12 protein-coding genes are annotated in these 10,949 nt (G+C 74.1%); 1 reads left to right on the plus strand and 11 read right to left on the minus strand.

The window, feature by feature from the left end; translation table 11 throughout:
* The 3 genes from ABD948_RS08990 to ABD948_RS09000 form a co-directional block, all read right to left on the minus strand.
* Complete coding sequence (locus ABD948_RS08990; protein ID WP_345264902.1) at positions 1-1,074, minus strand: branched-chain amino acid aminotransferase; 1,074 nt, start codon at positions 1,072-1,074, stop codon at positions 1-3.
* Between the two features lie 73 nt (positions 1,075-1,147).
* Positions 1,148-2,209: a 3-isopropylmalate dehydrogenase gene (locus ABD948_RS08995; protein WP_345264904.1), complete on the minus strand. Its 1,062-nt coding sequence runs from the start codon at positions 2,207-2,209 to the stop codon at positions 1,148-1,150.
* Positions 2,210-2,220: 11 nt separating this feature from the next.
* Positions 2,221-2,361, minus strand: a complete 141-nt coding sequence (locus tag ABD948_RS09000; protein ID WP_345264906.1) for a hypothetical protein — start codon at positions 2,359-2,361, stop codon at positions 2,221-2,223.
* A gap of 432 nt (positions 2,362-2,793) precedes the next feature.
* Between ABD948_RS09000 and ABD948_RS09005 the strand changes: the two genes are divergently transcribed.
* On the plus strand, positions 2,794-3,363 hold the full coding sequence (locus ABD948_RS09005; RefSeq protein WP_345264908.1) for an O-methyltransferase: 570 nt from the start codon (positions 2,794-2,796) through the stop codon (positions 3,361-3,363).
* Between the two features lie 4 nt (positions 3,364-3,367).
* Here the strand turns inward: ABD948_RS09005 and ABD948_RS09010 are convergent, their stop codons facing one another.
* From ABD948_RS09010 to ABD948_RS09045, 8 genes are all read right to left on the minus strand, one after another.
* Positions 3,368-3,748, minus strand: a complete 381-nt coding sequence (locus ABD948_RS09010; protein ID WP_345264910.1) for a TraR/DksA family transcriptional regulator — start codon at positions 3,746-3,748, stop codon at positions 3,368-3,370.
* Positions 3,745-4,374 carry an ABC transporter ATP-binding protein gene (locus ABD948_RS09015; protein WP_345264912.1) on the minus strand — a complete coding sequence of 210 codons (630 nt, stop codon included), beginning with the start codon at positions 4,372-4,374 and terminating at the stop codon, positions 3,745-3,747. The genes ABD948_RS09010 and ABD948_RS09015 overlap by 4 nt, the downstream gene beginning before the upstream one ends.
* Positions 4,371-5,141, minus strand: a complete 771-nt coding sequence (locus ABD948_RS09020) for an ATP-binding cassette domain-containing protein (protein WP_345264914.1) — start codon at positions 5,139-5,141, stop codon at positions 4,371-4,373. Before ABD948_RS09020 ends, ABD948_RS09015 begins: the two co-directional genes overlap by 4 nt.
* A gap of 68 nt (positions 5,142-5,209) precedes the next feature.
* The gene (locus tag ABD948_RS09025) at positions 5,210-6,106 is read right to left on the minus strand and encodes an ABC transporter permease (protein WP_345264916.1); all 897 of its coding nucleotides are present in this window, start codon (positions 6,104-6,106) and stop codon (positions 5,210-5,212) included.
* Entirely contained in the window at positions 6,103-7,137 is a 1,035-nt protein-coding gene (locus ABD948_RS09030) for an ABC transporter permease (protein ID WP_345264918.1), read from the minus strand. Before ABD948_RS09030 ends, ABD948_RS09025 begins: the two co-directional genes overlap by 4 nt.
* Positions 7,125-8,726, minus strand: a complete 1,602-nt coding sequence (locus tag ABD948_RS09035; RefSeq protein WP_345264920.1) for an ABC transporter substrate-binding protein — start codon at positions 8,724-8,726, stop codon at positions 7,125-7,127. The genes ABD948_RS09030 and ABD948_RS09035 overlap by 13 nt, the downstream gene beginning before the upstream one ends.
* A 146-nt stretch (positions 8,727-8,872) precedes the next feature.
* Complete coding sequence (locus ABD948_RS09040; RefSeq protein WP_345264922.1) at positions 8,873-9,655, minus strand: double zinc ribbon and FHA domain-containing protein; 783 nt, start codon at positions 9,653-9,655, stop codon at positions 8,873-8,875.
* A complete protein-coding gene (locus tag ABD948_RS09045; protein WP_345264924.1) occupies positions 9,652-10,929 on the minus strand; it encodes a vWA domain-containing protein in 1,278 nt (425 codons plus the stop codon). The genes ABD948_RS09040 and ABD948_RS09045 overlap by 4 nt, the downstream gene beginning before the upstream one ends.
* Positions 10,930-10,949: the final 20 nt, after the last annotated feature.

The raw sequence follows: 10,949 nt of genomic DNA on the forward strand, positions 1-10,949 counted from the left end.
TCAGACGATGCGGTGCATCCAGCCGAAGGTGTCCTCGGCGCGGCCGAACTGGATGTCGACGAGCGCCTGGCGCAGCCGCATCGTGAGGTCGGTGGAGGCGGGGGCGGGCACCTCGCCGGCGGCCGACTTCAACGACCCCACGGGCGTGACGACAGCGGCGGTGCCGCAGGCGAAGATCTCGGTGATCCGGCCGCTGGTGACGCCCTCGCGCCACTCGTCGATGCTGACGCGACGCTCCTCGACCTGGTGGCCGAGCTTGCCGGCCAGCTCGATGATCGAGGCGCGGGTGATGCCCTCGAGGATCGTGCCGGTCGCGGGGGTGGCGATGGTGCCGTCGTCGAAGACGAAGTAGAGGTTCATGCCGCCGAGCTCTTCGATGTAGCGGCCCTCCTGGCCGTCGAGGAAGACCACCTGGTCGCAGCCCTGGCCGATGGCCTCCTGCTGGGCGACCAGCGAGCTGGCGTAGTTGCCGCCGGTCTTGGCCGCACCCATGCCACCCCGCCCGGCGCGCGTGTACTCCTCGGTGAGCCACAGCGTCACCGGCTTGACGCCGCCCTTGAAGTAGGCCCCCGCGGGGCTGGCGATCACCATGAAGGTGACGTGCTGGGAGGGCCGGACGCCGAGGAAGACCTCGCTGGCGAACATGAACGGCCGCAGGTAGAGGCTCTTCTCCCCCGCATTGTCGGGCACCCAGCGCTCGTCGGCTTGCACGAGGGCGTCGACGCACGCCACGAAGTCCTGGACCGGCAGCTCGGGGAAGGCCAGCCGGTGGCTGGAGCGCACCATCCGTGCGGCGTTCTCCTCGGGCCGGAAGGACCACACCGAGCCGTCGTCGTGCCGGTAGGCCTTCATGCCCTCGAAGGTCTCCTGCGCGTAGTGCAGCACCGCGGTGGCCGGGTCCATCTGCAGCGGGCCGTAGGGCGTGATCCGGGCGTCGTGCCAGCCGGCGTCGGGCGTCCACTCCACGGTGAGCATGTGGTCGGTGAAGTGGGTGCCGAAGCCGGGGTTGGCCAGGATCTCGGCGAGCCGCTCGTCGGGGACCGGGCTGGTGGCGGGCGTGGTGCTGATCTGCATGCGGGTCAAGGTAGTCGAACTTCCTAGGAGTCAGGGAGGCGCCGCGGCGCGCGCCTCCCTGCTCCGGGGAGGCTCAGGCCAGGCGGGCGGCGACGGCGTCGCCGACCTCGGCGGTGCTGCGGGTGGTGCCCGGCGTCCGCTCGGCGAGGTCGGCGATGACGGCGGCCTCGACGGCGGCCGCGGCCTCGGCGTGCCCGAGGTGGTCGAGCAGCAGCGAGGCCGAGAGGATCGCGGCGGTGGGGTCGGCCTTGCCCTGGCCCGCGATGTCGGGCGCCGAGCCGTGGACGGGCTCGAACATCGAGGGCGCGGTGCGGTCGGGGTTGACGTTGCCGGAGGCCGCGAGCCCGATGCCACCGGTGATGGCGGCAGCGAGGTCGGTGATGATGTCGCCGAAGAGGTTGTCGGTGACGATCACGTCGAAGCGAGCGGGGTCGGTGCTCATGAAGATCATCGCGGCGTCGATGTGCATGTAGTCGACGGTGACCTCCGGGAACTCGCTGGCCACCTGCTGCACCAGGCGCCACCACACGGCGCCGGCGTGCACGAGCACGTTGGTCTTGTGGACCAGCGTCAGCTTCTTGCGGGGGCGGCGCTGCGCGCGGGCGAACGCGTCGCGCACCACGCGCTCGACGCCGAACGCGGTGTTGACCGACACCTCGGTGGCCACCTCGGCCGGGGTGCCGACCCGCAGCGCGCCGCCGTTGCCCGTGTAGGGGCCCTCGGTGCCCTCGCGCACGACCACGAAGTCGATCTCACGACCGCCCACGACCGCCTCGGAGAGCGGCGAGACCACGCCGGGGAAGATGCGCGAGGGGCGCAGGTTCACGTAGTGGTCCAGCTCGAAGCGCAGCCGCAGCAGCAGCCCGCGCTCCAGGATGCCGGGGGGCAGGTTCGGGTCGTTCGGCTTGCCGCCCACGGCCCCCAGCAGGATGGCGTCGTGCCCGCGGACCTCGGCGAGCACGCTGTCGGGCAGCACCTCGCCGGTGGCGAGGTACCGCTCGGCGCCCAGGTCGTAGCGGGTGGGCTCGACCTTGACGTCGGACGGCGCCGCGACCTCGAGGACCTTGAGGGCCTCGGCGGTGACCTCCGGCCCGATGCCGTCGCCCGGGATGACTGCCAGCTGCAGGGTGCTCATGGGGGCGAACGCTAGTTGTCGTCCGGTCGCTGGGCGCCCTTGTCTCGCAGGTCAAGCGCCGTCTGGACGGCGCCGGTGTGCTCCCAGGCGCCGTCGCGGCCGCCCTCCTCGCGGTGCTTGGCGGGGCCCCACTCGGGATACATCTCGTACATGGCTGTCTCCTGGTCTGGTCGTGTCGGTGGTGCGGTTCTGGGTCGTGCAGGTGGTGAACCGGTTTCCGACACCGACCGCCGGAGCGGGTGGCGTCACCTCGTGGGTCGCACGGGGCAGTCAGCGGACGGTCGCGGATCGCGCTGGTCGAGCGCTGGCGACCCGCTGCGGCGGGCGTCGTCGGAGCCGGATGATCGAGGAGGTCCCAGACAGGGAGGTCACTCGATCGGGAGAGAGGCCCACGCAACGCCGAACACCGCGGCGAGGTGGCCTCTCGTCAGGCCTCGCCGCGGCAGTCGATGAGTACGAACACGCTCCGCATGATGGCCAGAGCCTAGGGCGGCCTCCCCCGGCCGGCCAAGGGGTTTGCCGGAAGTGACCGGATGACGAGACGCGGCGGCCCGGGCGAACGGGCGGGCGACCAGACTCCTGGCATGTCCGCGCCTCCCGACCTTCCCGAGATCGTGCGGCGCGCCTTCGACGTCTCGCGCCGCGCGGGCTACGTCTCCTTCTGCCGCAACGAGACCGGCCGGCTGCTGGCCATGCTGGCCGCCACCCGCGACGGGACCATGGCGGAGTTCGGCACCGGCACCGGCGTCGGCACCGCGTGGCTGCGCTCGGGGGTGCGGGGCGAGAAGGCCCGGATCGTGACCGCCGAGCTGGACCCGCGGCTGGCCGGGGCCGCCGCCGAGATCTTCACCGACGACCCGCAGGTCGAGGTGCTGGCCGCCGACTGGTCCACGCTGCTGGACCGCGGCCCCTACTCCCTGCTGTTCCTCGACTCCGGGGAGCCCACCGAGGTCGGGGTCGACGCCGTCGCCAACCTGGTGGAGGACGGCGGCATCGTGGTGCTCGACGACTTCACGCCGTGCGAGATGTGGCCGCCCATCGCCTACGGCCGGGTCGACACCCTGCGTGAGCAGTGGCTCACCGACGAGCGCTTCACCACCGTGGAGGTCATGGTGGCCTCCGACGCCTCCACGCTCATCGCCACCAAGCGCTGACCGCTCACCCGCACCCCACGCAGGTGGTGGCCCACGGCCGCGCCTCGAGCCGCTCCGCGGGGATCGGGCGCCCGCACCGTGCGCACGTGACGACGGCGCCCACGCCCCGCTCGAGCCGGGCGAGCGCGGCCTCCACCTCGCCCAGCCGGCGCCGCGCGGCCTGCTGCACCGAGGCCACCTGGGAGCGCTCGAAGGCGATGGTGGCGCCCTCGGGGTCGTGCTCGTCGTCGGCGTTGGTGTCGCGCGAGGCCTCCACGAACCCGGCGACCTCGGCGCCCAGCCGCTCCAGGCGTGCCAGCACCTCAGCCCGCTCGGCGAGCAGGGCGGCCAGCAGGTCGGGCGGCGGGTCAGGTGGCGGGTCGGGCGGCGGGTCGGGCTGCGTCACACCGCCAGCGTGCCACCGCCCACCGACACCACCCGGTCCGCCACCTCGGCCAGCAACGCGGCGTCGTGCGAGACCGCCAGCACCCCGAGGCCCCGCTCGCGCACGACGCCGAGCAGGTCGCGCCACAGCGCGGCCTGGGTGAGGGGGTCGAGGCTGGCCGAGATCTCGTCGGCCACCAGGTAGGTCGGCTTCGCAAGCAGTGCTCTCGCCAGACTGACACGCTGCAGCTCACCGCCGCTGATCTCGTGCGGGTAGCGGTCGAGCCAGCCGGTCTCGACCAGCGCGCCCACCACCGGGTCCGCGAGCGACGAACCCGTCGGGTCGGCCTCGTCGAGCACCGCGCGCACCCTCCAGCGGGGGTTCATCGCCGCGACCGGGTCCTGGTGCACCAGCTGCACGAGCCTGGCCCCGCGTCGTGGCCGCGCCGGGCCGTCGTCGACCACCACGCGACCCTCCGCCGGCACGAGCACCCCGCACGCGAGCTTGCCGAGCGTGCTCTTGCCGCACCCCGAGGGGCCGGCGAGCCCCACCACCTCGCCCGGCGCCACCACCAGCGAGGCACCCCGCACGGCCCAGCCGGCGACGCGCGGGTAGCGGTACGAGACGTCGTCGAGCACCAGGCTCACGACGCCGCCCCCGGTTCCGCGGGCGCACGGAAGCCGTGCCCGGGCAGGGCCTGCCACAACGCACGCGTGTACGGGTGTGCCAGCCCGGCGCCGTCGCCGGCGAAGTCGGCGACGGCGGCCTCGTCGACGGTGCTGCCGGCGCGACACACCACCACACGGTCGGACACGCCCAGCGCACCGCGCAGGTCGTGGGTGATGAGCACGACGGCGGCGCCGCCGTCGGCCGTGCGCCGCAGGCCCTGCAGCGCAGCCGCCACCGCCTCGGGGTGCAGGCCCGGCGTGGGCTCGTCGGCGATCACCACGGCCGGGTCGCCGACTCCGGCGACGGCACCCACCACGCGCCGCGCCATGCCGCCCGAGAGCTCGTGCGGGTACAGCCGCTCGACGCCCGCCTCGAGCCCGCGCTCGGCCAGCGCCTCGCGGGCGGCCGCCGCCGGGTCACGGCGCCCGGCCAGCCGGGCCGCCCGCCGCACCTGCGCGCCCACCCGCGCCGTCGGGTCGAGGTAGGAGCCGCCCTGCGGCAGCAGGACCAGGCCACGGCCGGCCAGCCGGCGCCGCGCCGCCTCGTCGAGCAACCGCCCGCCCAGCCGCACCTCGCCGGTGGCGCGGGCGTTGGGCGGCAGCATGCCGAGCACCGCGTGGCCGAACAGGCTCTTGCCCGCACCGCTGGCTCCCACCAGCGCCACCACCTCCCCCGGGTGCGCGCTGAGGGTCATGCCCCGCACCGCCTCGACCACCCGACGGCGCAGGCCGCGCTCATACTGCACGAACGCCACCCTGAGGTCACGCACGTCGAGAGCGGCGCTCTCGACAGAGACGTCGAGCTCCCTCCGGTTCACAGGTGGTGGCTCCTCGGGTCGAGCAGGGCGCGGCCCTGGTTGCCGATGGTGTCGACCAGCTTGACGACCACGAGCAGCGCGAGGCCCGGCAGCACCGCCAGCCACCAGTGGCCCGCCGAGAGCGAGCGCATGGAGTCGGCGAGCAGGATGCCGATGGCGGGCTCGCCGGGGTCGATGCCCAGCCCCAGGAACGACAGCGCCGCCTCGTGCAGGATCGCGTGCGGGAACAGCAGCACGGTGCCTACGGTCAGGTGCGGCACCAGGTGCGGCAGCAGGTGCCGCCGCGCCACGTGCACCCGTCCGTGCCCCAGGGCTCGCGAGATCGCGACGTGGTCGGCCCCGGCACTCTCGCGGCCGGTGGCGATGAGCACCCGGGTCAGCCGCGGCCAGTGCGTCACGGCGACCGCGATCACCACGGCGAGGGTGCCGCCGCCGAGCGCGAAGGAGATGAGGATCAGCAGCACCAGGTGCGGCAGCGCCAGGAACAGGTCGACCAGCCACCCGACGACGGCCTCGGCGACCCGCCCGCCCACCACGGCCACCAGCGCCAGCAGCAGCGCGAGGGCGCCGGAGAGCACCGCTGCCGAGGTGCCCACGAGCAGGCTGAGCCGCAACCCCACCAGCGTGCGCTGGAGCAGGTCCTGGCCGAAGCGGTCGGTGCCGAAGGGGTGCACGGGCGACGGCGGCTGCAGCCGCGAGGGCAGGTCGGGGTCGCCGGCCGAGGTCTGCAGGAGCTGACCCGCCACGGCGACCGCGAGCACGACCACCAGGGCGAGCCCCAGGGTCCACAGGGTGCGGCTGCGGCGGCCGCGGCCGAACCGCGCGACCAGGTCGGGTCCGGCGGGCTCACCCGGGCGGGTCGTCGCCCCGACACCCTCGTCGAGCGCGGTCACGCCGCCACCTCCCGCCGTGCGCGCGGGTCGACGCGGCGGTGGACGACGTCGCCCAGTGCGTTGCCGGCGAAGACGAACACCGCGGTGAACAGCGCGATGCCGAGCAGCAGCGGCACGTCCTGGCGCAGCGCGGCCTGGGTGGTGGCCTCGCCGAGCCCCGGGTAGGTGAAGACCTGCTCGGCCAGCAGAGACCCGCCGAACAGCTCGCTCAGGGCCGCGAACTGCAGCATCAGCGCCGGGCCGGCAGCGTTGCGGACCACCCGGTGCAGCACCAGCCCGGTGCCGCGGTCGCCCTGCGCGCGGGCGAAGGCCACGTAGTCGCTCTCGCGCGCCTCGATCGTGGCCTGCCGGGTGTGCAGCAGCACCGGCGAGACGGCCACCAGGCTCAGCGTGAGCGCGGGCAGCAGCAGGTGGTGCAGCCGCTCCAGCAGCGAGGCCTCGCCCGGCAGCGTGCCGATCGGCGCGGCGCAGCAGACCGGCGTCCACTGCAGCGACACCGAGAACACGTAGAGCAGCAGCAGCCCCACCCAGAAGGTGGGCGCCGAGGCCAGCAGGTAGGCCCACCAGCTGAGGACCCGGTCCACCCAGGTGCCCGCGCGCATGCCGGCGAGCAGCCCGAGCCCGAAGCCCACGACCCCCGAGAGGAGCCACGCCAGCGCCATCAGCGAGAGGCTGGCGGCGAAGCGGTCGGCGATGACGGTCGTGACCGGCAGCCCGTAGATCTGGGAGGTGCCCAGGTCACCGGTGACGACGTTGCCCGCCCACGCCGCGAAGCGCTCGAGGGGCGGGTCGCCCAACCCCCAGCGCTCCTCGATCTGCGCGCGCTGCTCGGGTCCGACGGCGGCCAGGTCGGCGCCCACGTAGGCGTCGACGGGATCCACCGGCGAGGCGGCCACCAGCACGAAGGCGCCCACGGCCACGGCCACCAGCAGCGAGAGGACCCGCACGGTGCGGAGCACCGGGCCGAGGCGCCCGATGCGTGCCGGAGCAGCCTCCGCGGTCCGCGCGGCGCCGTCCGTCAGCAGGTCCACGACCACCCGGTGATGCCCGCGGTGACCGGCCAGCCGTGGCCGTGCGGCTCGGTCTGGGTCTCGCCGAGGTCGAGGCACTCGTCGGTGTAGTAGGTGTGCTGGAGGTTGACCAGCCACGCCCAGGCGGCGTCGCCGGAGGCCGTGAAGCCCTCTCCCTGCTCGTCGAGCTGGGCGGCCTGCCAGGCGCGGGTGGCCGTGGCCTCGTCGGTGGCCGCCATCGCGGTGTCCAGGTGCGCGTCGACGGCGTCGCTGGCGTAGTAGCCGGGGTTCCAGTACTCCACCCCGGCCTGCGAGGAGTGGTACAGGTTGTACATCTCGGTCGGGTCGTGGCTGCCCCAGCCGAACAGCACGGCGTCGGTGTGCAGGCGGCGGTCGATCTCCTCCCACGAGACGCCCTCGGCGCGCACCTCGATGCCGGCCTCGGCCACCATGTCGGCCACGTTGAGTGCCAGGCCCTGGCGCAGCGAGTCCTCGGCCGGGTAGAGCAGCGCGAACGAGGCGCGCAGGCCGTTCCTCTCGCGCACCCCGTCGCCGTCCTCGTCGCGCCAGCCGGCCTCCTCGAGCATGGTCGCCGCGGCCTGCGGGTCCGCGTCCGCGACGGCGGCCGAAGGGTTGCCCCACGGCGCCGCGTCGGCGGGCCCCGAGGCCGGGGAGCCGAAGCCCTCCAGCACCCCCTCGACGAGCGCCGCACGGTCCACGGCGGTGTTGACGGCGCGGCGGATCGCGAGGTCGGCGGTCACGTCGTTGCCCACCTGCTCGTTCCCGCTGCCCGCGACGGCGCCCTCGGGCACGGTGGGGAACATGACGCCGCGGTTGTCGACCGAGTCGATCGCCTCCAGGCGCATGCCGGGCACCTGCTGGGTGGCCAGCGCGGCGGGCACCGCCGCCATGTCGACCTCGCCGGCGCGGGCGGCGGCGAGCGAGCCGTCCTCGTCGGTGAACACGAACGTCACCCGCTCGAAGTCGGGCTGCTCGCCGTAGTAGTCCTCGTTGCGCTCCACGACGAGCTGCTGGCCCTGCTGCCAGCTCACCAGCTCGAAGGGCCCCGAGCCCACTGGCTGCTGGGCGTAGTCCTCGCCGTGCGCGTGCTCGGGCACGATCCCCAACGAGGCCAGGCGGTTGACGAAGGTGCTCTGCGGCCGCTCCAGGCGCAGCTCCACCGTGGTCTCGTCGGTGGCGACGGCCTCCTCCAGCACCGTGACGTCGGTGAGGCCGCCCTGCTCGGCGGCAGTGTTGAAGGTGTACGCGACGTCGTCGGCCGTGAGCGGCTCGCCGTCGGTGAAGGCGACGTCGTCGCGGATGCGCACGGTCCAGGTCAGGCCGTCCTCGCTCACCTCGTAGTCGGTGGCCAGGTCGGGCTGCAGCTCCAGGTCGGCGTCGCGGGTGAGCAGGGTGGACTGGAACAGCGGCGACCCGTAGCGGCCCCAGCCGAGCGTGGGGTCGTAGCCCTCCTCGGACTCCCCGCCGATGGCCAGGCGCAGCTCGGTCGGCGCGCCACCCTCGCTGCTCGCGCCACCCGACCCGGCCGTGGTGGTGCCGCCGCAGGCGGTCAGGGCGCCGGCGGTCAGGGCGACGGCGGCGGCGGTCACCTGGCGAGCGCGGCGAGCCCGGTGTCGGGGGTGGGCAGGTCGGCTGGTCGCGGATCGGCGCATCGGCGTCTGGCTCCCGGGAGTCGTCCCGACGACCGGCCTTGTTGCAAGTCGTCTGCAACAAGGAACCTAACGCAGCAGGTGTCTCAGCCCTCGCCCGGGGCCGCGCGCCGGATCACCAGCCGGGTCCAGGCCCCCAGGTAGACGCGGTCGTCGTCGTCGAACTCGCGGCGCTGGCCCACGGGCAGGGCCTCGGTGGGCAGGGGGCCCACCGAGCTGCCCACGTAGGTGCCGTTGGAGGAGCCGAGGTCCTCGACGAACCAGCGGGTGCCGTCGGTGGTGAGCTGGGCGTGGCGGCGGCTGATGCCGTTGTCGGAGGAGAGGTCGATGTCGGGCGAGATGCCGCGGCTGCGCGAGGCCCGCCCGATCAGCACCGAGCGGTGCTTGAGCGCCACGACCGTGGGCAGCCCCGGCGAGGGCAGCGGGTCGGTGGACTTCTGGTCGGAGTACCAGTCGGGGTCGATCCAGATTTCGGCCACCCACGCCTCCGCGGGCGGCGGTGCCGGGTTGAGGTCCTCGGCCGGCGCCGCGGCGGCGGCGGGAGTGGAGGGCACCACGGGAGCGGCCGGTGCGCCGTCCGTGCCTGCGACGGCGGGCGGCGCCAGCGGCTCGACCGGGCGCGGCAGGCTGCCGGTGGTGAAGTCGTAGCCGCAGGCCTCGCAGAACAGCGCGTCGGCCGGGTTGGCCGCCGAGCAGTGCGGGCAGGTGCCGCTGGGTGTGCCGCTGGCGGAGGAGTCCGGGGCCGTCGGGGCCGCCGGGGTGGTCGGCAGCAGCCCGGTGTCACCCGGCCCGCCCGCGACGACCGGGAGGCCGCAGGTGTCGCAGTAGTCGTCGGCCGTGGTGGTGTGGCCCGCCGGGCAGGTGCTCACTTCTTGATCCGGGTGGTCTTCGTGGAGGCCGTGTCGAGCGCCATCTCGTCGACCTTGTCGACGGCGCGCTTGAGCCGCACCGTGCCCTCGGCCTCGTTCTCGACGTCGACGACCTTGCGCAGCTTGGAGGTGGCCTCCTCGTTGCCGGTCTCGGCGGCCAGCTGCACCGCGCGGCCCAGCTTGGTGGTGGCCGTGGCCTCGTCGCCCTGCGCCTTGGCCGCCAGACCCTCCTGGATCATCGAGGCCAGCTCGGTCTGGCCGGTGTAGTGCGCCACCTGCGGGTCGATGCGCGTGGTCTGGCCGGAGTCGTTGGACCAGGTGGCCTTGACCAGCCCCTGGCACACCACGTCGTCGCCCAGCGCCAGCTGCACGCGCGCGGCCAGCTGCTCCTGGCCGATCGCCTTCGCCGCCACGCGGACGGCGACGTGGTAGTCGCGCGACTCGTCGGACCAGGCGCCGGTGGGGTAGCCGCCGGTGAGCGGGTTGACCTCCGTGCGGCGGCTGGTGAGGTCCTCCACGGTCGGCGCCACCTGGCGCACGAACAGCACCTGGGCGCCCTGCGGCGTCCACACCCTCAGCTGCGCGTCGGCCACGCCGCGCGACATCGCCTTCTGCATGATCTGCTGGAACTGGGTCTGCATCTGCTCGGCGCTCGGGATGATGTCGACCGTGCCGAGCAGCGCCGTCGCGATGCGGCGCACCTCCTCCACCACCCAGTCGGTGCCGGCTCCGCGGCAGTCGCACTGGAAGACGCCGGTGGCCCGGCGGATGGCGGCGTCGAGCTTGCCGGCGTCCTCGCGGTTCTCGCCGTCGGTGAGCAGGATGGCGTGCTTCTGCCGCACCTGCGGCACCGAGCCGAACAGCGTGACGGCCAGGTCGAGCCAGGTGCTCATGGCGGTGCCGCCACTGGCCACGAACTGGTCGATCGACCGCAGCGCCTCGGCGCGGGTGCCGCTGTCCATGGCCACCAGGCCCGGGCCCGAGGTCACGCGCGGGTAGGCCAGCGCGGCACGGTCCGAGCCCGCGATGATCGCGAACATCGTGCCGTCGAGGATCTCGTTGACCGCGGCCTTGGCCGCCTTGCGCGCCGCCGCCATCGTCTCGGTGCCCATCGAGCCCGAGGTGTCGACGATGATGATCTCGCCCGCCGAGCCCGAGCCGGTCTTGCCGGCCACCCCGGCACCGGTGCAGGTGACGGTGACGATGGCGTTGACGTCGGTGCCGCCGTCGGGCAGGTACTCGTTCTGGTAGACGGCGGCGGTGAACTCGGCCATCGGTCTCCCCCTCTGGGTGC

This window comes from Nocardioides nanhaiensis (genome assembly GCF_039542785.1).
Classification (GTDB): Bacteria; Actinomycetota; Actinomycetes; order Propionibacteriales; family Nocardioidaceae; genus Nocardioides; species Nocardioides nanhaiensis.